Source organism: Bradyrhizobium sp. HKCCYLS1011, assembly GCF_051167795.1.
Taxonomy (GTDB): Bacteria; Pseudomonadota; Alphaproteobacteria; order Rhizobiales; family Xanthobacteraceae; genus Bradyrhizobium.
Genome location: NZ_JBNPTT010000007.1, coordinates 371,858 through 395,566, shown reverse-complemented (window position 1 = coordinate 395,566; position 23,709 = coordinate 371,858). Strand labels below are relative to the sequence as shown.

16 protein-coding genes are annotated in these 23,709 nt (G+C 64.0%); 3 read left to right on the top strand and 13 right to left on the bottom strand.

Annotated elements, in window-relative coordinates; translation table 11 throughout:
* Positions 1-1,898 precede the first annotated feature (1,898 nt).
* The 8 genes from ACQR1W_RS24985 to ACQR1W_RS24950 form a co-directional block, all read right to left on the bottom strand.
* A complete protein-coding gene (locus tag ACQR1W_RS24985; RefSeq protein ID WP_434853283.1) occupies positions 1,899-4,754 on the bottom strand; it encodes an ATP-binding protein in 2,856 nt (951 codons plus the stop codon).
* A 1,351-nt stretch (positions 4,755-6,105) separates the two neighbouring features.
* Entirely contained in the window at positions 6,106-7,146 is a 1,041-nt protein-coding gene (locus ACQR1W_RS24980) for an ABC transporter ATP-binding protein (RefSeq protein WP_434853282.1), read from the bottom strand.
* The gene (locus tag ACQR1W_RS24975) at positions 7,143-8,099 is read right to left on the bottom strand and encodes an ABC transporter ATP-binding protein (protein WP_434853458.1); all 957 of its coding nucleotides are present in this window, start codon (positions 8,097-8,099) and stop codon (positions 7,143-7,145) included. The genes ACQR1W_RS24980 and ACQR1W_RS24975 overlap by 4 nt, the downstream gene beginning before the upstream one ends.
* A 38-nt stretch (positions 8,100-8,137) precedes the next feature.
* Positions 8,138-9,034: an ABC transporter permease gene (locus ACQR1W_RS24970; RefSeq protein ID WP_434853457.1), complete on the bottom strand. Its 897-nt coding sequence runs from the start codon at positions 9,032-9,034 to the stop codon at positions 8,138-8,140.
* Positions 9,035-9,042: 8 nt separating this feature from the next.
* Positions 9,043-10,020 (bottom strand): ABC transporter permease, encoded by a 978-nt coding sequence (locus ACQR1W_RS24965; protein WP_434853281.1) that lies wholly within the window; start codon positions 10,018-10,020, stop codon positions 9,043-9,045.
* A 41-nt stretch (positions 10,021-10,061) separates the two neighbouring features.
* Positions 10,062-11,657, bottom strand: coding sequence for an ABC transporter substrate-binding protein (locus ACQR1W_RS24960; protein ID WP_434853280.1), 1,596 nt, complete (start codon positions 11,655-11,657; stop codon positions 10,062-10,064).
* A gap of 91 nt (positions 11,658-11,748) precedes the next feature.
* Positions 11,749-12,714, bottom strand: coding sequence for a CobW family GTP-binding protein (locus tag ACQR1W_RS24955; protein ID WP_434853279.1), 966 nt, complete (start codon positions 12,712-12,714; stop codon positions 11,749-11,751).
* A complete protein-coding gene (locus ACQR1W_RS24950; RefSeq protein WP_434853278.1) occupies positions 12,711-14,366 on the bottom strand; it encodes an amidohydrolase in 1,656 nt (551 codons plus the stop codon). The genes ACQR1W_RS24955 and ACQR1W_RS24950 overlap by 4 nt, the downstream gene beginning before the upstream one ends.
* A gap of 174 nt (positions 14,367-14,540) precedes the next feature.
* Here ACQR1W_RS24950 and ACQR1W_RS24945 point away from each other — a divergent pair, with 174 nt between their 5' ends.
* Positions 14,541-16,073, top strand: coding sequence for a PLP-dependent aminotransferase family protein (locus tag ACQR1W_RS24945; RefSeq protein ID WP_434853277.1), 1,533 nt, complete (start codon positions 14,541-14,543; stop codon positions 16,071-16,073).
* 8 nt (positions 16,074-16,081) lie between these two features.
* Here the strand turns inward: ACQR1W_RS24945 and ACQR1W_RS24940 are convergent, their stop codons facing one another.
* Positions 16,082-16,876 (bottom strand): sulfite exporter TauE/SafE family protein, encoded by a 795-nt coding sequence (locus tag ACQR1W_RS24940; protein ID WP_434853276.1) that lies wholly within the window; start codon positions 16,874-16,876, stop codon positions 16,082-16,084.
* A 213-nt stretch (positions 16,877-17,089) separates the two neighbouring features.
* Between ACQR1W_RS24940 and ACQR1W_RS24935 the strand changes: the two genes are divergently transcribed.
* Positions 17,090-17,503, top strand: coding sequence for a nuclear transport factor 2 family protein (locus tag ACQR1W_RS24935; RefSeq protein WP_434853275.1), 414 nt, complete (start codon positions 17,090-17,092; stop codon positions 17,501-17,503).
* A complete protein-coding gene (locus ACQR1W_RS24930; RefSeq protein ID WP_434853274.1) occupies positions 17,500-18,888 on the top strand; it encodes an NAD(P)/FAD-dependent oxidoreductase in 1,389 nt (462 codons plus the stop codon). The genes ACQR1W_RS24935 and ACQR1W_RS24930 overlap by 4 nt, the downstream gene beginning before the upstream one ends.
* 243 nt (positions 18,889-19,131) lie before the next feature.
* On the opposite strand, the gene ACQR1W_RS24925 is transcribed toward ACQR1W_RS24930, so the two are convergent.
* Genes ACQR1W_RS24925 through ACQR1W_RS24910 form a run of 4 tightly spaced genes read right to left on the bottom strand, consistent with a single transcriptional unit; the run spans position 19,132 to position 23,706 of the window.
* A complete protein-coding gene (locus ACQR1W_RS24925) occupies positions 19,132-20,346 on the bottom strand; it encodes a M20 family metallopeptidase (RefSeq protein ID WP_434853273.1) in 1,215 nt (404 codons plus the stop codon).
* A gap of 18 nt (positions 20,347-20,364) precedes the next feature.
* Positions 20,365-21,939, bottom strand: coding sequence for an ATP-binding cassette domain-containing protein (locus ACQR1W_RS24920; protein ID WP_434853272.1), 1,575 nt, complete (start codon positions 21,937-21,939; stop codon positions 20,365-20,367).
* Positions 21,936-22,766, bottom strand: a complete 831-nt coding sequence (locus ACQR1W_RS24915) for an ABC transporter permease (RefSeq protein ID WP_434853271.1) — start codon at positions 22,764-22,766, stop codon at positions 21,936-21,938. Before ACQR1W_RS24915 ends, ACQR1W_RS24920 begins: the two co-directional genes overlap by 4 nt.
* Entirely contained in the window at positions 22,759-23,706 is a 948-nt protein-coding gene (locus ACQR1W_RS24910) for an ABC transporter permease (protein ID WP_434853270.1), read from the bottom strand. Before ACQR1W_RS24910 ends, ACQR1W_RS24915 begins: the two co-directional genes overlap by 8 nt.
* Positions 23,707-23,709 lie beyond the last annotated feature (3 nt).

The window sequence follows — 23,709 nt, the reverse complement described above, 5'->3', positions numbered from 1 at the left end:
GGAGGGACGGCGAACCGCACTGCCCCGCCACCGGACGCTGCGCGCGACCATCGAATGGAGTCATGATCTTCTATCCGGGCCGGAGCGCGTGACACTCAGCCGGCTGTCCGTGTTCGTTGGCCCGTTTTCCCTTGAGGCCGCCCGGTCGATCGTCGGCTTCGACGAGACCGATGACAACAACATCATGGCATCTCTCGCGAGCCTCGTCGCCAAGTCGATGCTTGTGCTGACCACAGGCCCCCAATCGAGCCGTTACAGGCTGCTCGACGCAACGCGTGCCTATGCCCAGGAGAAGCTGGCCGCCAGGGCGGAGGCCGCGATGATGGCCCGACGCCACGCCTGCTACTTTCTCGAGCTGCTCGAACACATGGAGGACGATCCGGAAGATCTGTCGGCGATCACCGATCAGTTTGGCAATATACGCGGTGCGCTGACATGGTGTTTCTCGGATCCCGGCGACCGCGGGACCGGCGTGGCCCTCACGGCTGCCGCGATCCCTCTGTTCTTCAAGCTGTCGCTCCTGGCTGAGTGCCAGCACTGGGCCACTCGCGCCATCGCTGCGCTCGACGGAACAGATCAAGGCGTCAGGCACGACCTCGCGCTTCATGCCGCGCTGGGATCCGCCCGGATGCTCACGGGACAAATCGACGATTTTGGCATTCATTGCGTCAACCGGGCATTCCAGCTAGCCGGCAAGATTGGCGATGTCGCCGGCCAGATCCGCCTCATTGACCGGCTGCATCTGCTTCAATTGTTCGCCGGTCATTTTGACGACGCCTTGACGACCGCCAGGCGCGGCGAAGCCATTGCTCTCGCCAGTGAGGATTCCGCCGCAGTGGCGCGCATGCGCGTGCTGCTCGGCATCTCTTGCCACTATCTTGGCGACGTCACCACCGCCCGTTCGCATATCGAGTCCGCGCTGCTCCATCCTGACCTCGAGGCCAATATCCGCGGCGGCTTGACGATCGATTATCCCAGGCGTGCTCACATCACGCTGGCTCGCCTGCTCTGGCTTCAGGGATATCCCGATCAGGCGACGGACCTCGCACGCCAGGCCATCTCCGACGTCGTGGCCGTCAACCATCCGATCACGCTCTGCAGGGCGCTGGTCTGGGCGTTTGATATCTTCTACTGGAATGAGGATCTGGCGGCCTACGAAGAGCACATCGACGGGGTCGTCCAGGAATCCCGCAGACATGGCCTGGCCATTCTGCAGGCCGTAGGCGAAGCCATGAAGGCAATCGCACTGTTGGCGCGAGGAGCGACCGATCCCGGGCTCGGAATGCTGAAAGGCGCCGTCGGAACGCTCCAGGGCCATCGTTTCGGTGCTGTCGCCGGGCTTCGCGCGCCGCTCGCGGCCGCGCTGGCGGTTGCAGGGCGTGGTGATGAAGCGTTGGACACCATCGATCAGGCGATTGCCCAGGCCCGGCGTTGCAGCTTCCTGATGGATATGCCCGACATGTTGCGCGTCAGGGCGGAAGTGCTGATGCGCAAGGGCAACGCGAACAGCTTGCAGGCGGAACGGAACCTTGAGCAGTCACTGGAGCTTGCCCGAAATCAGGGAGCGCTGGGTTATGAGCTGCGAACCGCGATCAGCCTTGCGAGGCTATGGTCGCGGCAAGGCCGGCACAAAGATGCGCACGACCTGCTTGCGCCAATCCATGGGCGTTTTACTGAGGGCTTCCAGACAAGCAGCCTGGAGGCCGCGAGCGAATTGCTCGGTCACTTGAGCCCTCCCCGTTCGGGTTCACTCGCGGCCAGTTGAGCCGGTTGCACGGCAGACGCGTAGGCGGCAACCGACCGGTACGGCGAGCAAATTGCGAATGTTCCGGAAGTCTATGGGCGCAGGCATCAAACGGATGCGCCCCATGTGCCTCGCCTGACACCGCTGGCTAACCTCACCCGTTCGACAGCTGCGCTATCATCGCTTCTGCAAGCCTTAGGTCCGAGGTCTCGAAGCCTTCGGTAAACTTCTCGTACACGGTCACGAGAGTGCGGTGCGCCTCGGCGGGACGGCCCAGGCTGATCCTCAGTCGCGCAAGACTGATCGCCGTCCTCAGCTCCCAAGATAGCGCCCCCTGGCTGCGCGCCAGCTCCAGCGCTCTGCTGAAGGTCTGTTCGGCCGCAGGAGCGGAGCGATCCTTACCAGGATGGAGAAGCAACTCTCCTTTGATGCGCAGGAGCTCGGCCTCGTACCAGCGTTCGTCCCTCGCCTCGCAGCGGGCCAGCGTCGCGTTGATCGTATCAAGCCCCTGCGACACATCGCCGGCCTTGCCAAGTCCTGCCGCCAGTTCGCCCAGAGGAAGCAGGAAGCGTGGCAAGAACCGGGCATCGCCGGCCAGCTCCAGCGCATCGCGGAGCGTGGACAATCCGGCAACGAAAGCGCCGCGCCGTATCATCACAACCCCGCTGAACGCATGCGCCCACACGTTCCACAGGTGGATCGGGTGACGTTCCGTGTGCGCGATCAGCGATGCGCAATGCCGCTCCGCCGCATCGAGATCACCCGCGAAAAGCGTGACCGGGCAGGCACCCTGGCCCAGCACGCTGCAGAATGTCAGAGCGTGATCCATGATACGGCCTTCCTCGACATTCTCCTTGACGACGCTCAATGCCTGATCGGCGAACCCGAGCAGCCACAGGATGCGCGCATAGAAATAGTGTGCGGAGGCACGTGGGTCGAACCGGAAACGAATGACCTGGGATTTTGGCGGCAAATCCGATAAACGCGACAATGTCCGCGCGATATAACGATGCGCCGACCTCTGGTCGCCGAGAAAGTGCATCGTGGTGGCGAGAAGCCGGTCCGCCATCATACGGTCGACTGAATTGTCGGACTCTGCCACGACCTCCGCGAAGCGCCGTGCGAATTCCAACGCCTTACGGATGTCGCCATTGTTGAACTGATCGATGCACAGCCCCCAGAGCGCACGCAACAGGTAGTCGCTGTCTCCGAGCTGCTCGGCCAGCTGCAGGGTCATGGCCCACACGGGACCAGCCTCCCGAGCCCTCCCAACGCCGTACATGAGCGACCAGCCACGCGCAGCCAACAACTGCATGCGCAGCCGCGGCGCGTTCGCGGCTGTGTCGTCAAGTCTTGCCAGCGCGCGCTCAGTGCGCTCGCAACATTCGGCGAGCAGCGACAGCTGGACCCATAGCGGGACCGCAGCCGCGGTCAGCGCCGCCCCGATTTGCGCGTCTCCGCCAGCCGAGAATGCCCAATCCAGGCTGCTGCGCACGTTGTCGATGTGCCGGCCATAGATGGCAAGCCATTCGGTCTGCGGTAGCAGTTCGCTGTCGGCTTCTGCACAGGCAAAGAACCCGCAATAATATTCTGCATGGCGACGGGCCGCATCGGGATACTCGCCGCTCGCGTGCAACTTCTCCAACACATAAGCACGCGTCGTGTCGAGCAGGTGATAGTAAGGGCGGTCGCCGCGAACGTCGGCGACGACGAGCGACTTGGCCACCAGATTGGCCAGCTCACCGATGACCTCGCCCATGTGTTCGCCCGCAACCGCAATCGCTGCGTCGGCCAAAAATTCTCCGGCGAATATGCCGAGCTTCCGCAGCACCTGCGCCTCGCCTTGCGAGAGGAGATCGTAACTCCAATCGAGCGTCGCACGAAGCGTTTGCTGCCTGGGCAGTGCAGTTCGCCGGCCGGTCGTCAGGAATTTGAATCTGTCGTCAAGAAGTGCTGCGATTTTCGGCGGGCTCAGCATGACCGAACGCGCCGCTGCAAACTCGATCGCGAGCGGAATACCATCCAGTCGCCGGCAAATGGCGACGACGGCGCCGAGATTCTCCTGGTCGAACGCAAAGTGGGAGCCGAGCGCCTTCGCCCTGATCATGAATAATTCCACCGCGGTGTGTTCGAAGGCGGCCTCAGGCGCAATCAGAGGTTCGGACGGTACGCCCAGCGGCGGCACGCGATAAACGTGTTCACCGTCGATACGCAGCGCCTCGCGGCTCGTTGCTATCACGGTGGTCTCGGGGCAACGGCTGACGATCGTCTCGGCGAGGCGGGCGACCGCATCAACGACGTGTTCGCAGTTGTCGAGAACGAGCAGCAGCGGCCGGGCGCCGATGACTCGCGCAACGGATTCCGGCGAAATCGCCTCGCCTTCCAGTTTGGTGCCAAGCACGCCCGCGACGGCGGAAGGAACGAGCTCGGGATTGGACCGTGAGGCGAATTCGATCAGCAATCGATCGGCTGCAAAGCCTGCCGGCGGCGACCGCGCCGCCTGCAGCGCAAGCGCGGTCTTGCCGATCCCGCCCGGCCCGACGAGGCTCACCACCCGATAGGCCGACAGGAGATCCCACAGATGGGAAATCGCAGCGCCGCGGCCGACGAGATCGAACGTCGCCGGGGGGATGTTGGTTGTCGGCATCGGGTCCGGTGCGGCCGACTGTAGTGATCTGTCCGTAGGCTGGATGCGCCAGGTCCCCAGCAGGCGATAGCCACGGCCGACAGTCGTCCCCAAAAGTTCCCGATCAGGGCCGAGGGCCTTGCGGATCGCCCCGATATGCACCCGCAGCGCACTCTCCTCAACGGAGAGGCCCTGCCACACCCGTTCTGTCAGCTCGGTCTTGGAGACCAGTTCGCCCCCTGCGCGAACCAATTCCGCGAGGATATCGAACGCCCGCCCGCCCAATGGAACCGGATCTCCCATTGAGCGCAGTTCTCGTTTGGCAAGATCAATCTCCCATCCGCCATATGCGAAGATGGGGCTTTGGCCTGGTTCAGCCATCATTGGGATAGCCCCAAGCGTTGACCGTTCTCAGCTTACCATCAACCGCTTCAATAAAGGCAAGCCACTAGGGGGAAGAGAAGACCGGCGATCACCGGCTGAGCTCATTCAGAGAGGCGCGCTTCTTACAATTGTTTGCAAATTTTCCAACACTATTGCCGATGGCCAGCAGCAACGATTTCTCTTACCATTTCACTCTTGTTAGTTGTACGGAAGCCTTGCGGTACGCTTGTTATCTCCACTGGATGCAGGCCCATGAATTGTCTCATTGGCGTTTCAGCCATTGCCCGGAGCTTGCATCTGCGACATCGTGCAAAGATGAAAACCATCGTTCAATTGATACTATCCATCCCGCGCATATACGGACATCTTTGTCGAGCGGGCCGAGGCGTTCTTGGCTTCGCTTTGTCAAGGAGACCTTCAATGACTACACTGAAGCTCGTGTCGGCCGGCTTGGTCGTTGCGGCCATGTTTGCATCTCCCACGATCGCTCGCGAGAGCCACGCAAAGGCAAGACGGACCGCCCACGCTTATGCCGCGCTTCACCGCGCACCGGTCGCCTCCAAGCGCGGCTGCGTGCGGGCTCCCGACATCGGCGCGTACGCAACGGCCCCGTGGCGCCGGCCTCCGTGCGAGCCGACGGCGAGCTACTGAGTTCGCGGCACGACGAGGACCACAAGCGCGGCCTGCACATTGTGCCGATCTGAACAGGATCGCCCAACGCCTTCAGGGTCTTCTCCCCCGGATCGCCGGAAGAATGGCGACTTGCTTCGCAGTGGTCATTCTTCCGACCAGCCGGCTCTTCAGAACCAAGAACACACTTTCATGACCGCGTCGCTGGTCGCGCTCCGCTGCGGGCTTCGGCGACGGCACTCGCCTCGGACGTTATTTGGCAACACCGCTATTGGTACTTGGCGACGATATCACGACGGATCATATCTCGCCTGCGGGCGCGATCCCGGCAGGCGTGATCAGCAAGGTTGGCACGGAAGATCGCACCAGTTTCACATCAGAATCAACTGATCAAAGCACAACGGAGTCTTCTCGCCCTAAGCGCGCCACCCGGGCCCCGATTTCCGGTTTCGTCGATAGATATACGGAACAGTGTCGACATCGCCGCGGCCTTGGTTGTTGTCCTGCTGGTCGAGATAACGACGTTTGCAATCATCGAGATGGTGCAGACACGATCGGCACGCGCGTTCGACTCCGCGAACGTCCGTGCTTGACTGCAAGTGGGATATTCAGTCCGAAAGAAGTTCACCCAGCCCGCAAGGCGGGGCTGACCTTCCGACGCGCCGAAACGCCCGTTGGATTCGCCGGACAGCCTGTCCGAGCACATCCAGCGACGAATAGTTCAAGACCGGATTTGAATGAACCTCTCCGCTAAATCGCTCGCGCGATGACAGGCGACGTAATGGGAAGGGTCGATGGCATCGAGGGATGGAAGCTGCTGGCGACAACGGTCGACCGCAGCAGGGCAGCGCTGCACGAACCGACAACCTGGCGGTGGATCGACCGGGCTCGGCGGATCCCCCTTCACCAGATGGCGCTGCTTCAGTGCGTCGCGTACCGGTCCGGGCGGCGCAGCGGCCGCAATGAGCGACCAGGTGTACGGGTGACATGGAGCGGTGAAGATCTGGGCCGCCGAACCCTGCTCGACGATCTTGCCGAGATACATCACCGCGACCTCGTCGCAGAACTGCTGGATCACGCCAAGATCATGCGAAATGAACATATAGGTGAGACGGCGCTCGCGCTGCAGCCGCTTCAGCAGATTGAGGATCTGAGCCTGGATGGCGACGTCGAGCGCGGACACTGCCTCGTCACAGACGATCAGGTCCGGCTCGGGCGCCAGCGCACGCGCGATGCACAGCCGCTGGCGCTGGCCGCCGGAGAATTGATGCGGAAACAGATCGGCGGCCTGCGGCGGCAGCCCGACTTCCGCGAGCAGCTTGCGCACGCGGTCATCGCGTTCGCTGCCCGAGCCGATGCCTAGCAGGTCGAGTGGCTCACGGATCTGGTCGCCGGCACGGCGGCGCGGATTGAGCGCGGAGAACGGATCCTGGAACACGATCTGCAGGTGCTTGCGCATCGCTCGCAAAGGTGATCCCGAGAGATCGGCAATATTCCGGCCCGCAAACACCACCTGCCCCGACGTGATCGGCGCCAACCGCAGCACCGCCAGCGCGGTGGTCGACTTGCCGGAGCCGCTTTCACCGACGATGCCAAAGGTGGTCCCGCGGCGGACGCGGAAGCTGACGCCGTCGACAGCATGCACGAAGGATGTCTTGCCAAACGGACCTTGACGCCCGGCAGGAAAGTGCACGACCAGGTCGTTGACGTCGAGCAGATGGTCCGGCGCGGCCGGCGATGCAGCGATGTCAAGTGCGCTCATATAGTGACCCCCGCCTCGCGCCAGCAGGACACCGCATGACCGGGCCCGATCGGATCGAGCGGGGGCTGCGGCCGGGAGCGGCAGATGTCGACGGCCAGCGCACATCGCGCCAGGAATGCGCAGTCCGCGCCGCGCGCGCCGAGCGGTGGCACCATGCCAGGAATTTCCCCGAGATCGACCCACGGCTTCGGCGCCCGGCCGAGCGTAAAATGCGGTACGCAGTTCAAGAGGCCGCGCGTATAGGGATGGCGAGGCGCCTCGACGATATCAGCCGAGACACCTGCCTCGATGCAACGTCCGGCATAGAGCACGAGGATTTCGTCAGCCAGTTCCGCCACCGCTCCGAGATCGTGGGTGATGAGCAAGACCGCGGCGCCGGTCTCCTGTTGCAATTCCGCCAGGAGATCGAAGATCTGCGCCTGCACCGTGACATCGAGTGCGGTGGTCGGCTCATCGGCGATCAGGAGCTTCGGCCGGCCGGCGAGCGCCATGGCGATCATCACGCGCTGGCGCATGCCCCCGGACAGTTGATGTGGATAGGCATCGACCCGCTGCTCGGCAGCCGGGATCTGCACGACGCGCAAGAGCGCAATGGCCCGCTCGCGCGCCGCGCTGCCACCGAGTCCCTGATGCCAGCGCAACACCTCGCCGATCTGATCGCCAACCGTAAACAGCGGATTGAGCGCCGTCATCGGCTCCTGAAAGATCATCGACATCGCCCTGCCGCGTAAGCTGCGCATCTCCTTCGCGGACAGCGACAGCAGGTCCCTACCCTCCAGCAGGATTCGCCCCGAGGTGATGACGAAATCTTCCGGCAGCAGCCGCATCAGGGCCAGCGCCGTCATGCTCTTGCCGCAGCCGGATTCACCGACCAGCGCAGTGGTCTGGCCGTGTGCGACGCTGAATGACAGGTTCTCGATCACCGGTACCAAGCGGCCTTCGGCATTGCGCATGGAGACGTTGAGACTGTCCACTTCGAGCAGCGTCACTGTCAGGTTCTCCGCCGCAGACGCGGGTTGATCGCATCATTGATGCCGTCGCCGACCAGGCTGATCGCGAGCACAGCGAGGAAGATCGCCGCGCCCGGAAAAGTGACGGCCCACCACGCATCCAGCATGTAGTTGCGGTTCTGGCCCAGCATGAGGCCCCAGCTCATGATGTTGGGATCGCCGAGGCCGAGAAAGCTGAGGGCGCCCTCGAACAGAATGGCGGTGCCGATTGCCAAGGTTGCCGAGACGATCACCGCCGGCAGCGCGTTCGGCAGCAGCACGCGCAACATCAGATGCAGGCTGCCGGCGCCGGCGGCGCGCGACGCTTTGACGAAATCGAGGTCGCGCAGCCTCATGAATTCGGCACGCGTCAGCCGTGCTACCGAGGACCAGCTCACCACTCCGATCGCGACCGTGATGATCGACAGCTTGGCACCGAACAACGTCACCAGCACCATCGCGAACAATAGCGGCGGCAGGATCTGGAAGAATTCCGTGATCTTTACCAGCGCGGCGTCGATCGTGCCGCCGAAGAAACCACCGAGAGCGCCGACCAGGACTCCAATCGCGATTGTGATCAGCGCCGCGACCGCACCCACCGTCAGCGTCGCGCGGCCGCCATGGATCAGGCCGGCAAGCACGTCGCGGCCGAGATAATCGGTGCCCAACCAAGCATCGGCGTCGGGAGGCGCAAACGGTGCGCCGGCGATGTCGAGCGGATCGACGGGGTAGAGCAGCGGACCAATCAGTGTCGCCACGATGATCAGCATCAACAGGCAGGCGCCACCGACGCCGGACGGGCTCTTCAGAAACTGGCGCAATGCGATGTGCCCCGGCGAAGCTGCCGGCCGGATCGGATCTGTCGCCTTCGCGGGGACAAGCGGCGTAGAGGCTTCCATTGTCGTCATCACCGCCTCGTCCGGATACGTGGATCAACTAGGCGATAAACCATGTCGGTGAGGATATTGGCAGTCATCGCCATCAGCGCGGAAAAGAACAAGACTGCCATGAGGGTCGGATAGTCGCGGCGCAGGATCGAATCGAACACCAGCCGCCCCATGCCCGGCCAGCTGAATACGGTCTCGACAAGCACGGCGCCGGCAAACAGATTGCCGAACTGGTGCCCCGCAACGGTAATGATCGGGATCAGCGTATTGCGCAGCGCGTGCTTGCCGATCACGATCCATTCCGGCAGGCCTTTGGCGCGCGCCGTCCGCACATAGTCCGCCGACAGGGCATCGATCATGTTGACGCGCGCGAGTCGGCTATATTGGGCGATGAACACCAGGGCAAGCGTCAGCGATGGCAGCACGAGATGCCGTGCGACGTCGAACGCATAAGCGATGCCTTGCGTGGGATGCGCGACGTCGGTCATGCCGACCACGGGCAGGATCGGCCACACCGAGCCGAACAAAAGCAGCAGCAACAACCCGGTCCAGAAGATCGGCGCCGCATAGCCTGCGAGCGCGAATATCGTGACGGTGTGGCTGAGCAGACCGTTCGGCCGGCGAGCGCTGACCACGCCGAGCGAAGTGCCGATCGCGAGTGCCGCGACCAGCGCGGTGAAGGCAAGATAGAGCGTAGCCGGCAGGCGCTCCAGGATCAGCCCGAGCACCGGCGCGTTGAAATAATAGGAATAGCCGAAATCACCTGATGCGATGTTGCGCAGGTAGATCGCGAGTTGCTCGGTCAGGCTCTGGTCGAGACCATATTTTGCACGCAACGCCGCAACGACGTCGGCTGACGCGCCGCCCATTTCTCCGGCGATCACCTGGACGGGATCGCCGGGCGCGAGATGGATCAGGCAGAAGTTCAGCACCAGCACCGCAAGCAGGAGCATTGCGGCGTTGACGATCTGCCTGACGAAATGGATGGCGAGCGCCATGGACTAGCCGATCTCCTAAGGTCGCGTGGCTACGTCTCGTCTCAGGTCTTCGGCGGCGTTTCCCAATACAGCTCGTCGAGCGGCGACATCATCCCCCAGATCGTGGTCGGGAGACTGCCGAGCCCCTTGCTGAAGGCGTTGTAGTACGGGGTGACATTGATGAAGTAGATCGGCACGTCCGAGACCACGATCTTCTGGAATTCCGAGTACAGCGCCTTGCGTTTCTCCGGCGAGGTCTCGACCGCCGCCTGCTGCAACAGCTCATCGACCTTCGGGTTCGAATATTGCTGAGTGTTCGACCAGATGATGCCCTTGCGGATATTGGAGGACAGATAGGTGCGGTTCACGCCGATCACCGGATCGCCCCAATTATAGACGGTGTCCATCGTCAGGTCGAAATCGTAGTTCGAGACGCGCTGCGCCCAGGTCGGGAAATCCGGCGCCGCCCGCACCTCGAGATTGATGCCGACGCGTTTCAGCTGCGAGCGCAGATATTCGGCGACATTGCGCTGCTGCTCGTCGGCGCCGGGAATGTAGTCGATGGTCAGCGCAAAGCGCGAGCCATCGGCACCCTTCTGATAGCCGGCTGCATCCAGCAGCCCCGCCGACTTGACAAGGTCGACCTTGTACGGCTCGACCCCGGGCTCGGCGAGTGGCGAGTCCGGCGCGATCGGTCCGAGCGCCGGCGTCGCCTTGCCGCCCATCAGCTTGGCGATGATGAAGTCGCGGTTTGTGGCATAGGCGATCGCCTGCCGCACCCTGAGGTCATCGAGTGGCTTCTTCTTGGTGTTGAAGGCGAGCCAGTTGAGCGGGCCGACACCTTCCATACCCTTGTCAGTGACGATCAGATTCGGCGACTTCTGCAGCCGATCAATGTCGCGCGCACCAGCGACAAATGGGAGCGCGTTGAAATCGCCACGCTCCATCGACACCAAGGCGGCGTTCTGGTCCGATACCAGCCGCACCACGATCTTGTCGAGCTTGGGCCGGCCAGCAATGAAGAACTTGTCAAACTTCTCCAGCGTGTAATATTCGCCTTGCTTGTATTCGGTCAGCTTGAACGGGCCAGAACCGATCGGCTTCAGATTGGCCGGATGGGTCTTCAAGTCCTGGCCGTCCCCATAGATATGCTTTGGCAGGATCGGCATCAGCGCCGGCGACATCGCGAGCAGCAGTGATGGGCTCGGATGTGAGAGACGGATAATCACGGTGGCGGGGTCCGGCGTCTCGACCTTCTCGACCGCCGCCAGCATGGTCTGGAAGGGATGGTTAGCTTTGATCGCCATGATCGAGAAGGCAACATCCTCCGATGTCACAGGATGCCCATCATGGAACACCGCGTTCGTGACCAGATGCAACGTCACCGACAGCCCGTCCGGCGCCACCTCCCAGGACTGCGCCAGATAAGGCTGCGGATTCCACTTGTCGTCATAGCGCAACGGACTCGCGAAGATCTGCGCAGTCGGCATCGCCGTCGCCATGCCGGATTGCACCGCGCCGTTGAAATGACGCGGCACCTGCGTCGTCCCGATGATAAGCGCATTCGCACCGACCTGCTGCGCATCAGCGCGCGGCGTGACCATCGCGGCCGCAACAAGACCAAGGGCACTCAGCACAAAATTTCGTCTGATCAGCATGGCTCTACCCCGCTTTCTGTTGATGACCGGCAATGGGACTGAAACATAGTGGGACTGAAACAACATGATCGGCACTGCATGCGCCCTGCCCTCATGACGCGGCCGAGACAGCGGCGAGCGCGGAATCGAGAACGGCGTCAAGCTCGCGATTATCAGGCAGATCGGACGTGCCCACGCCGACCAGAATGATTGCGTCAGGGAATTGTACGCCCTCCCAGCTGGCTGGCGTCAAGGACCAGGCCTGCGCCACCATCTGGAAAAGCTGCGGGCTGGCATCGCCGGCAACGCGGCAGGTGCCCTTGAGACGCAGCAATTGCGGCGGCAGCTCTTTGACAGCAACAATGAGACGTTCGCGGTTGAAGCAACCCTCGCGCCGGTAGGTCCAGCGCCGGAAGCCGGCTTCGTGGTCGGCCAGTTCGATGACATCCTCGGCCCGGAAGCGCGACACCGGCTTGCGTCCGAATGACGTCAGATCCGGCAGCGTGTCGCGCGACAGCACCGCTATCGCCATATCCGCGCGCACCGTTCGTACCGCGCGACGGGAGATATCGAGTTGCGCTGCATCGACCAGATCGCTCTTGCTGAGCAGCACGACGTCGCATTTGGCGAGTTGCTGGCGCACGGTGTCGCCCACCCTGACGTCGTCGATCAGCATTGCGATGCGGCTCGCATCGACCAGCGTGATGACGCCATCGAGCCGCAACGCCGGCTCAACCAGCGCGATCTCGGCGATGCGCCAGGGATCTCCGACACCACTGGCCTCGATGACGACGCGATCGAAGCGGTCGAGATCGTCGAGCAGCCGTGCCAGCACATCGAGGAAGCCGGTACCCGTACTGCAGCAGACGCAGCCATTGGCGAGCGACATCGTGGTGCCGTCATGGCTCTCGATCAGCGCGGCATCGACATTGATCTCGCCGAAATCGTTCACCAGCACCGCGCAGCGCTCGATGCTTTCGGCCAGCAGACGATTGAGAAACGTGGTCTTGCCGGCGCCGAGGAAGCCGCCGATCACCGTCATCGGAACAGGATTGGGGATGGGCGCGGCCGCCATCATGCGCGCGGAGCCTCCTTAACGATCCCACCGATCACGGTGCCCCAGACTGGAATGTCCTTGAGCTTGTCGGGCGCGACCGTGAGCGGATCATCGTCGAGCACGGCGAAATCGGCAAGCTTGCCGGATTCGATGCTGCCGACCAGATGATCGAGCTTCAAGGTGTAGGCGGCCCCGATCGTGATCGCGGCCAGCGCCTGCGCGACCGTCAGCGCCTCGGTCTCGGCGCCGAGCTTGCGGCCAGAGGACGACGTGCGGTTGACCGCGCACCAGGCCGTGAACAGCGGCGAGAGCGGCGTCACCGGCGCGTCCGAATGGATCGAGAACGGCACGCCAATGCTTTGCGCCGTTCCGGAGGCATCGAGCCGCCCGGCACGCTCCGGCCCCATTGTCAGCTCGTAGTGGGAATCGCCCCAGTAATAGAGATGGTTTGCGAACAGATTGACGCAGACCCCGAGCGCCTTCATGCGCCGGAACAGCGCCGCATCGGCCATCTGGCAGTGCTGCAGTGTGTGGCGATGATCGGGACGTGGCGCCTCCGTGAGCGCCGCCTCCAGGGCATCGAGCGCGACCTCGGTCGCTTCATCCCCATTGGTATGGATGTGCAGCTGAAAGCCTGCTTTGTGATAGGCCGCGATCAGACGCGGCAGTTCCTCCGGCGCAATATACCAGAGCCCATTCGGCGCGCCGTTGTGATAACCCGGCCAGCGCAGCCTCGCGGTGAAGCCCTGAATCGAACCGTCGATGACGAGCTTGACGATACCGTAGTAGAGCTTGTCGTTGGCTTCGGTTTGGTCGCGCAGGACCTCGAGCTTCTCGATTGCCTGCTCCGGCGCATGGAACAGGCCACCAAGCGCAGGGACAAGGCGGATGCCGAAGTCCGGCTCCTGCGTCGCCCGCTGATAGAGCTCGACGGTGTTGTCTACGAGATCAGCGTGCAAGTCGGTGGTAGTGGTGACGCCCTGGATACAAGCCGATTGCGCATAGCGCTGCACGTCGGCAGCGGTCAGCTTTTCCGACAACGGATTGCCGCCGAGCGCCCGGAATGCGCGTAACCGCGCCGCAACGCCCTGCAGCTCGCCAGAGGCGAGGCCATCAGCACCGGCGACAACTCCGGTAATGTCGGTGGCCCGCAGCAGCTGCGTGCGCTCCAGCACGAAGGTGTTGACGTTGCTGATGTGGAAGCTGGCATGGATCACCATCACCGGCCGCGTCGTCGAGACGCGGTCGAGATCTTTACGAGTCAGCTTCTGGCCGTCGATATGCAGGGGATCGAAACCCCAAGCGAACAGCGGCGCGTCCGGATCGGTCATTGCTACTTCGGCGTCGCGCAGCCGCGCCACGATCGCGTCCAGATCACGGACACCCGGAACCAGCCTGCCTTCGGGTGAGCGGCGATCGCCAGCGCCGACATACGGCATCGTCCAGACCACACCCTCCATGATGTGAGCATGGCCTTCGACGAAGCCGGGCAACAGCACTTTGTCGCGGAAACGATCGTCGACCTTGCCATCAGTCGCAAATTGCGTGATTTCGGCCTCGCCGCCAGCCGCGACGATACGGCCGGCGCGAACCGCAACATGCGTCGCGTGGGGGCGCGACGGATTCATCGTTATGATCTTGCGAGCCGAATAAACAACGGTATCCTCGATCACCTCGAACTCCCATGCGCCTGGTCAAGAGCCTGCGGTGAAGGGCTTGGCCGCACCAGCGCCAGATGCCATGCACAAATGGAGCCAGCCCATGCGTCGGGTCCCTCTCTGCGGCTGCTATGGCGCAGTTTTTGCTTAGTTTTTCTGACAGATCAGTTTTACCAGTTCAGGTTCTCGATGGGAAAATTTGCTCCCCTGCGTCGATCCGAAGCGGCTGGACAGCCCTCCGCTGTGCCGCTCAACGATTTCCTATTCTGGGGATCGCTGTTCCAGGGTCTGGATCGCGGCGGCAGCTTCTTGCAACTGCAGATTCGCCAGATGATCGTATCGGCGATCGAGGACGGTCGCCTGCCGCTCGGTGTACGCATGCCCTCGAGCCGCGATTTGGCAGCACTGCTGAAGGTATCGCGCAACACCATCGTCATTGCCTATGAGCAACTCGTCGACCAGAACTTCCTGGTGTCCCGCGAACGCAGTGGCTATTTCGTAACTGGCCTGCCCAAGCAGATCGGCGCTGCCCAAGAGCCGGCCGCAAGCGAAGTCGACAGCCGGCGCTGGACCGAGCGCTTCGCGTTACGCCCGTCGACCTTCCGCAACATCGTCAAGCCGCTCGACTGGCAAGCCTATCCTTATCCGTTTATCTTCGGTCAGTTCGACCCGAGTTTGTTTCCGACCAACAATTGGCGCGAAAGCGCCCGCGCGGCCCTCAGCGTGCCCGAAATCAATAACTGGGCACGCGACATGATCGACGGCGACGATCCGGCGCTCATCGAGCAGCTGCAGCGCCAAGTTCTGCCGCGACGCGGCATTCGCGCCCGCGCCGACGAGATCATGCTCACGATCGGCGCGCAGCACGCGCTCTACCTGATCGCAAAACTGTTCGTGCGGGGCGACACTCTCGTCGGCATGGAAGATCCGGGCTATCCGGATGCGCGCAACATTTTTGGCCTGCTGACACCGAATGTCACGCCGTTGCGGGTCGATGGCGAGGGCGTGCTGCCGGATGATGCCTTTGCGCGCTGCACGCTGGCCTATGTTACTGCAAGCCATCAATGCCCGACGACGGCGGCGATGTCGCGCACCCGCCGCGAGGAGATACTCGATATCGCGAAGACGCGGGATATCGTGCTGGTCGAAGACGATTACGAGAGCGACCTGATCCCCGAGGGGAATGAGCTGCCGCCGCTGATGAGCCTCGATCGCGACCAGCGCGTGCTCTATGTCGGCAGCCTGTCCAAGGCGCTCGCGCCGGGACTTCGGCTCGGCTACGTCGTGGCGCCGGCACCAGTGATCCGCGAGTTGCGCGCGCTGCGCCGGCTGATGCTGCGCCATCCGCCGCTGAACAATCAGCGCGTCGCCGCACTGTTCATCGGGCTCGGCCACTACCGCTCGCATCTGCAGCAGGTCGGCCGCGTGCTGTTGGAGCGCGCCAGATTGCTCGACGAGCTGCTGCCGCGTGCCTTGCCTGATTGCCGCTGGCAGCGCGGCGCCGGCAGCACCAGCTACTGGATCAGCTGCCCCGACGGCACCGACACCAGGCGCCTATCAGAGGCCGCACGCGCCGAGGGCGTCGTGATCGAACCTGGCGACGTGTTCTCGATCAATCCCGATGCCACGCGGCACTGCTTCCGTCTCGGCTTCTCATCGATCCGCACCGACCGCATCGCGCCAGGGGTCACCAAGCTCGGCGAAGTGTTCGCGGGACGATGACGGCGTGACTACAATAAATCACTCAATCCCCTGATCGCGCTGCCGAGCGCGACCACGGCAAGGCTCACGATCGAGACGCGCCGGTGCAGCGTGTCGCTGCCGCGCTGGAAGCCGATGTCGCCGAGCCAGGTCCCGACCAGCATGATCGGAATGCCAAGCACGGTCAGCACCACCGCGTGCAAGTCCATGAGGCCGAGCATCGCCACGCTCACCAAGGCGGCGATCGACGAGACGAGAAAGAACACCATCATCGAGGCACGTGCCGCGATCCGGCTGAACGGTCCCGCCGTATAGTAGACGATCACCGGCGGCCCCGGCATGGCAGCGAGCCCGTTGAAGAGCCCTGCCGCCAGACCGACCAGCGCGGTGCTGCCCCGCGACGGCACGGCTGCCAGGCGAAACCCGGCATTGAGCACGACCACGGCACCGATCGTGATCCCCGCGATCAGCACGCGCGCCACCGGCGCCGAGACCACGCTCAGCACCAGCGCGCCGACCGGCGAGCCGGTGACGCCGCCGACGATCAGCCAGCGCAACGACGGCCAATCGCTGTCGCGCGAGGCGCGACGAAAGTCGGTCACTCCGATCAGAAGCTGCAGGGTCACGGCGATCGGAACTGCCTGCAACGGCGTGAGGAACAGGCCGAGCAGCGGCACCGCCGTCAGGGCAAAGCCAAAGCCGGTGAAGCCGCGCACCAGGGCCGCGGCGAGGATCGAGATCGCCGCGCCCAGCATCACGACGGGCGTCGGCAGCGCGGTGACGGCGATATCGCAAATCGCGACGGCCATGTCCTGCATGGTCATCGTCAAGTCGTCGCGTGGAAATGCGTGGCGCCGGGCTGGATCATCCTCCGCAATCTGCAGGCCAGGCCATACCGGAAAAGAGCCAGCGGCCCCTCGCCCACCATGCCAGTTCTGGCCGCAAGATGCCAACCGGTCTGGTTCTAGGGCTGGCGTCCAATCGCTGGCACACGGGCATGAACTGCAAAAGCCGCGCGGACGGCGGAGGACAGCGACATGGCCGATCTCGACACCGTCAGGCGCAACCTTCTCAACTCTCTGTTCTCTGCCTTCAACCGGCACGATGGCGCGGGCGTCATGGCCTGCATGACCGACGACATCGTGTTTGATGCCGCCGCCGGCCCCGATATCTGCGGCCGCCGTCTCGCCGGCGCCGCCGAAGTTCGCGGCGCCTTCGAGGCAACCTGGACCAGCATGCCGGATGTCACTTGGGAGTGCACGCGCCACGCGGTGTTCGGCGACCGCGCCCTGTCCGAATGGATCTTTCGCGCGACAGCAGCGAACGGACAGCGCATCGAGGTGCAGGGTTGCGACCTGTTTGAATTCCGCGGCGACAGGATCTGCAGCAAGAGTGCGTTCCGCAAGGACCGCCCCCCGCAGCCGGCCGCCAGCACAGGCGTGCCGCGATGAACATGCACGCGGCGCCGCCCGCGCCCTATGATCCGCATTACGATCCGCTGGTCTCCGACGGCCCCGGCCGCAACCGCCAATACGCGCCGACCTACTGGATCGCGACCGCGGGTACGCCGCCGGAGAGCGACGGACCCGTCACCGCCGGCACGGCGACCGACGTCGCGATCGTCGGCTCCGGCTATACGGGCCTTGCCTGCGCGATCTTCCTGGCGCGCGAATTCGGCATCAAGGCTACGGTCCTCGAAGCCAACGGCGTCGCCTGGGGCTGCAGCACCCGCAATGGCGGCCAGGGCCAGAACGCATCCGGGCGCCTGACGCGGTCGCAATGGATCAAGCGCTGGGGTCTCGACGTCGCGCGTCGGATGCATGCGGAGGTCACGGAAGGCTTCGAGACATTTGAAGAGCTGGTCCGATCGAGCCCGATCGACTGCGAGGCGCAGCGCGGCGGCCATCTCTATATCGCCCATCGCCAGCGCAACCTCGACAAGATTGCTGCCGAATCGAAGGTGCTGAACGATGTATTCGGCTACGCCTCCCGCGTCCTGTCGCGCGAGGAACTGCGCCGCGACTTTGTCGACGAGGCGGAAGCGGTCGGCGCCGTGCACGAGCCGCTCGGCACCGGCGTGCATCCGGCCAAGCTTGCCTTCGGTTATCTCAAAATGGCTCGCGACCTCGGCGCGCGTGTGCACACCGCAAGCCCGGTGCTGGAGATCGAGCGCCGCGACGGTGCCTTCGTCCTGCGTACACCCGGCGGCATGGTGAAGGCCGATGCCGTCGGCATCGCCACCGGCGCCTATACTTCGCTCGGATTGACGTCCCTGCTCGCCGGCCGCTGCATGCCTATCCTCTCTAATTCGCTGGTGACGCGGCCACTGACGCAGGCCGAGCTCGATGCCACCGGCTTCAAGACTCGTGAGGTCATCACCGATACCCGCACCCTGCGCTTCTACTATCGGCTGCTGCCGGACAACCGGCTGCAGATCGGCAGCCGCAGCGCCATCACCGGCGCCGATGCGTCCCATGACCGGCATCTGCAGCTTCTGATCGACGGACTGCACCGCAAGTTTCCACCCCTGCAGGGCATCGCCATCGATTATTCCTGGTGGGGCTGGGTCGATGTCAGCCACGACATGATGCCGCGCATCTTCCGGCCTGATCCTGCACAAAAACTGGTCTACGCGCTCGGCTACGGTGGGAACGGCGTATCCTATTCGGCGCAGGCTGGACGCCGCATGGCTCAGATGTTGGCGGGTCAAAGGTTCGAGAACCAGGACCTGCCGATCTTTACCTCGGCGCTGCCAACGCATCCGTTCTCGCCCTTCCGCCGCATCGGCCAGCGCATGCTCTATCACTGGTATCACCTGCGCGACGAGGCGCGCTGAGCGAGCGGCCCGCGGTTCATCGAACCCGGCCGGCGCTCAGCTCGAATAGGATAGCGCGACAAACCCCGTAGCAGTCCGTGCGCCGGGCTTTCGCAACGTTCGAGAACTGATCGGGATCTGCCGATGTTTCCTACCCCGTGCAACGGAGCCGGGTTGCCGTCTCGCCGACGAAGCGGCCGGCTCCTTTGATGACGGTCGAGGGACTATCTCGCGTGTCGATCGCCCGCCGTCCCAGCAAGCTGCTCAGCCGCAGATCTCAAGAATCGTCAACATGTAGATGCGGATCATGTCGAGGAAGTCGGGAATGTCGACGCGCTCGTCGGGCATGGTGTTGTACCGGCCTCCAGGGCCGCAGACGATGCCCTCCATGCGACCATACACATGAAGATGCCCGGCATCGGTCCCATAGAAACAGCTCGGCGCAACGGGCCCGGTCGGCTGGGCCTCGCCCCGCACCGCGTGATAGGCATTGTTGATCGCCTTCACAATCGGGCTTTCTGGCGCCACCTCGAAAGGCGGCATGGTCGGCACGCCGGCGCGATCCTCCGACATGATCTCGGCCTTTAGCCCTGGAAAACGCGACTGAAGCGCGTCGAGCTCGCGGCGGATGTCGGCGATGGCGCCGACCTCGGTCTGCCCCGGCGCATAGCGTCCCGACCCCTTGATGCGGACGAAGTCAGCGACCTGCGGTGTACGCCATTCGTGCAGCTCGCGCCCCAACGCACCATGGACGACACCGACATGGACACGATTGATCTGCTCATGCGCGGGCGAGCGCGCACCCGAGAACTTCATCGCGTTGAGACGCGGAATGAGATCGCAAGCCGCGGCGATGGCATCGACCGCCTGCTCGCGCTTCGACAGATGGCGCGTATTGCCGACCAGCTCGATGATGAACATGAACGCGGCGGCGTGCATCGTCATCGCCTTCAAATCGGTCGGCTCGGAATTGATGAAGTAGTCCGCGCGCAGCCCCTGCTCTATCAATGAATAGGTGCCGACCCCACCCTGCAGCTCTCCGACAACGTAGGTGAGGATGACGTCGCCCCTCAGCTTCACGCCGGCGTCGATCAGCGTCTTGACCGCGCAAAAATAGGCAGCATCGCCGGCCTTCATGTTGGACACGCCGATGCCATAGATGAAGCGGTCGTCGACCTTGCCGGCCCAGGGATCGACCGTCCAGCCCTCGGTTACCGGATTGGTATCGACATGCCCGTTGAACAGCACGCTCCTGCCGCCGCCCGTCCCTTTCCAGCGGCCGACAGCATTGACGCGGCCGTCGCTGCCGAACGGCGCTAAGTCGGCCTCCAGTCCGATCTCGCGCATACGCTCGGCCATGAAAGTCGCGAGTTGCTTCTCTCCGTCCGTCCTCGAGTAGCTCTTATGCTGGACCATGCGCGACAGCAGGTCCAGAGATCCCGCGACGTCGATCCGGTCGAGAAGGGCCGTGTGGTCCATGATGTCAGATCCTTGCAATCAGCCGACCGGCGTCGGCGAGGCGGCCATCAGCTCGCGGGTGTAGGGATGAACATGGTCTGCATCGAAGGCTTCGACGGGCAGACAATCGACCAGTTCGCCGCGCCGCATCACGGCGATGCGGTGGGCAATCTGGCGGATCAGGTTGAGGTCGTGGGTGATGAAGAGATAAGCGGCGCCGGTTTCGGCGCGCAGCGCGAGCAGCAGCTCGATGATCTGGGCCTGGACCGAGACGTCGAGCGGCGCCGTGATCTCGTCGCAGATCACGAGCTTCGGGCGAGCGGCGAAAGCGCGCGCGATGGCCACCCGCTGCTTTTCGCCGCCGGACAGCTGATGCGGCCAGCGCGACGCGTAGGATGCGGGCAGCCGCACCTGCTCGAGCAGGCGGGCGACGTCGACCGGATTGCCGCCATACAGCTTCAGCGGGCGCGACAGGATCTCACCGATGCGATGGCGCGGATTGAGCGAGGAATCCGGGTGCTGAAACACGATCTGGACATCGCGCCGATAGGCCGGGTCCATGTCGTCTCCGCTGCGCAGCGTGCGGCCGGCGAAGGCGATGTCGCCGGAAAAGCGCGCCAGCCCGGTGAGCGCGCGGGCGATCGAGGATTTCCCAGAACCGGATTCGCCGACCAGGCCAAGGATCTCGCCGGCACGGACGGTCAGATCGACCGCGTTCGTCGCCGGCGGCGGTGCCCGGCGCAACAGGCCACGGCGTGCATAGTGCACCTCGATCCGGTTCGCAGCGAGGAGGACGCTCTCCTCCGGCCGGTCGTGAACCAGCCGACGTTCGGGCCGCGGCACCGCTGCGACCAGCGCGCGCGTGTCGGCCTGGCGCGGGCGGCGGAAGATTTCGGACGCCGGTGCCTGCTCCACCACGCGGCCATGCTTGATCACTGCAACGCGGTCCGCTGTGCGCGTCATCATGGCGAGATCATGCGAGATATACAGCGCGGCCACCTTCGTCTCTGTGCGCAGCCGCGTGAACAGATCGAGGATGCGCGCGCCAGTGATGACATCGAGGGCGGTGGTCGGCTCATCGAACAGGATCACCTCCGGCTTGCAGCCGAAGGCGGTGGCGATGATGACGCGCTGCTTCTCGCCGCCCGATATCTCATGTGGATAGCGCCGCATGAGGGCGGCGGGATTGCGCAGTTCGACGTGGCCGAGCAGTTCGATGGCGAGCGCATCGGCCTCGCGCGGCCGCAAGCCGCGATGCCGGGCCAACGCTTCCGTAACCTGGCGTCCAATGGTCAGTGTCGGGTTCAGCGCCGTCGACGGGTCCTGGAACACCATGCCGAGCCGGCGGCCGCGAACCTGGGTCAGCTGCTTCGCCGTCAGGCGTTGCAGGTCGATGTCGCCAAGCGCAAGCGAGCCCCCTTTTTCACAGGCGTTGGCCGGCAGATGTCGCATCAGCGCCCAGGCGAGCGAACTCTTGCCCGAGCCGGATTCACCGACCAAGCCGAGCACCTCGCCGGGCGCGATCTCCAGCGAGATGTCGCGCAGCACCGGCACGGGGCCGGCTGACGTGATGTAGTCGAGACCGTAGTTGCTGATCGCAAGCGCCGGCCTCATCGCTCGTCCCTCGGATTGAGCGCGTCGCGCAGACCGTCGCCGACAAGGTTGAAGGCGATGGCGGCAAGTGCGATCGCGGCTGACGGGGCGATCAGCACCCAGGGAGCCTGGTGCATGTACTGGCGGGCATCGGCGACCATCAGCCCCCATTCGGAAGCCGGAGGCTGGGCGCCAAGGCCGAGGAAGCTCAAGGTCGCGAACAGCATGATGGCAAACGACACCCGGATCGTGGTCTCGATCACGATCGGCGCCATCACGTTGGGCAGCATCTCGCGCAGGATCACCCAGGCAGGCCCCTCGCCCCGGGCAATCGCGGCCTTGACATAGTCCTGATTGCGCACGGCCAGCGCGACCGCTCGCGTCACCCGCGCCATACCCGGCGCGAACGCCACCGCAATAGCGATGACGGCATTGCCGGCGCCGTTGCCGAGCGTTGAGACCAGAAGCAGCGCCATCAGGAGGCCCGGGATCGCCATGATCGCATCATTGCTGCGCATGATGAACTCGTCGGCCCGGCCGCCGAGATAGGCCGACGTGGTGCCGATCACCGCACCCGAGGCGCTGCCGATCAGCGTGGCCGCGAGCGCCATCGGAACGGTCGAGCGGGCGCCGACCAGGAGACGGCTCAGCACGTCGCGGCCGAACTGATCGGCACCAAACCAGTTTTGCCAGCCCGGCGCACGAAAGCGGCCGAGGAAATCCATCTTCTCCGGCGCGTAAGGTGCAAGCCACGGTCCGAGCAGACATGCGAAGGCCAGCACCACCAGCAACACGACACCGATGGCGCCCTGCGGCTTGCGCACCAGCCGACCCAGCAGTTCAATCATAGCGAATCCGCCTGTCGATCAGCGCATAGACGACATCGGCCGCGGTATTGGTGAGCGCATAGGTCACAGCCATGATCATGGCGCCGGCCTGGATCGACGGCAGGTCGCGGGTGGTGATCGCGATCATCAGCGCGCGACCAATGCCGGGAATGGCGAAGATCTCCTCGATGACAATGATGCCGCCGAGGAGATAACCGACATCGAGCGCGATGATGGTGATGACCGGCAACAGCGCGTTCCGCACGACGTGGCGCGCAACCACGATGCGCTCGGGCAGGCCCTTTAGCCGCGCAGCCCGGACATAGTCGGACTGCAGCACGTCGAGCGTCTCCGATCGCATCATCCGCATGACATGGGCGACCAGAATGACCGAGACGGTGAGGACAGGCAGCGCAAGATGACCGATCGCCGCTGCCGCGTCCTCCAGCGGCGATACATAGCCGGTCGCCGGGAGCCAGGGCAGCCTGTCGCTGAACACCAAAGTCAGGACCGTAGCCGTGACGAACTCCGGCAGCGACACGCCGAGATAGGCGACGAGACTGGTGACAGTATCGGTCAGCCGGCCCTGCTGGAGCGCGGCGACGATTCCGAGCGGCACACCCACCATCAACGTGACCACGATCGCGCACAGCGCGAGCAGCAACGAGCGCGACAGCGCGGTCAGCATCTCCGGCGCGACCGGCAGGCCGGTACGCATCGAAACGCCGAAATCGCCGACAGCGGCGCGCGATGCCCAATGAGCGAATTGCAGCCAGACCGGATCGTTCAGACCGAGCCTGGCACGCACCGCCACAAGCGCGTCGGGCGAGGCATTCTCGCCGAGCAGCGTCTGGGCGGCATCAGCCGGCAGCGCCTGCGTGATGGCAAACACCAGCACGCAGACGATGATGACTGTATAGACCATCAATAACAATCGACGCGCTAGCCAGACGGGCGACACCAG

Excerpts from the sequence above, each read along its gene's own strand:
- ACQR1W_RS24985 (WP_434853283.1), bottom strand. The coding sequence starts at position 4,754 with ATGATGGCTGAACCAGGCCAAAGCCCCATCTTCGCATATGGCGGATGG.
- ACQR1W_RS24980 (WP_434853282.1), bottom strand. The coding sequence starts at position 7,146 with ATGAGCGCACTTGACATCGCTGCATCGCCGGCCGCGCCGGACCATCTG.
- ACQR1W_RS24975 (WP_434853458.1), bottom strand. The coding sequence starts at position 8,099 with ATGCGCAATGCCGAAGGCCGCTTGGTACCGGTGATCGAGAACCTGTCA.
- ACQR1W_RS24970 (WP_434853457.1), bottom strand. The coding sequence starts at position 9,034 with ATGGAAGCCTCTACGCCGCTTGTCCCCGCGAAGGCGACAGATCCGATC.
- ACQR1W_RS24965 (WP_434853281.1), bottom strand. The coding sequence starts at position 10,020 with ATGGCGCTCGCCATCCATTTCGTCAGGCAGATCGTCAACGCCGCAATG.
- ACQR1W_RS24960 (WP_434853280.1), bottom strand. The coding sequence starts at position 11,657 with ATGCTGATCAGACGAAATTTTGTGCTGAGTGCCCTTGGTCTTGTTGCG.
- ACQR1W_RS24955 (WP_434853279.1), bottom strand. The coding sequence starts at position 12,714 with ATGATGGCGGCCGCGCCCATCCCCAATCCTGTTCCGATGACGGTGATC.
- ACQR1W_RS24945 (WP_434853277.1), top strand. The coding sequence starts at position 14,541 with ATGGGAAAATTTGCTCCCCTGCGTCGATCCGAAGCGGCTGGACAGCCC.
- ACQR1W_RS24940 (WP_434853276.1), bottom strand. The coding sequence starts at position 16,876 with ATGACCATGCAGGACATGGCCGTCGCGATTTGCGATATCGCCGTCACC.
- ACQR1W_RS24935 (WP_434853275.1), top strand. The coding sequence starts at position 17,090 with ATGGCCGATCTCGACACCGTCAGGCGCAACCTTCTCAACTCTCTGTTC.
- ACQR1W_RS24930 (WP_434853274.1), top strand. The coding sequence starts at position 17,500 with ATGAACATGCACGCGGCGCCGCCCGCGCCCTATGATCCGCATTACGAT.
- ACQR1W_RS24925 (WP_434853273.1), bottom strand. The coding sequence starts at position 20,346 with ATGGACCACACGGCCCTTCTCGACCGGATCGACGTCGCGGGATCTCTG.
- ACQR1W_RS24920 (WP_434853272.1), bottom strand. The coding sequence starts at position 21,939 with ATGAGGCCGGCGCTTGCGATCAGCAACTACGGTCTCGACTACATCACG.
- ACQR1W_RS24915 (WP_434853271.1), bottom strand. The coding sequence starts at position 22,766 with ATGATTGAACTGCTGGGTCGGCTGGTGCGCAAGCCGCAGGGCGCCATC.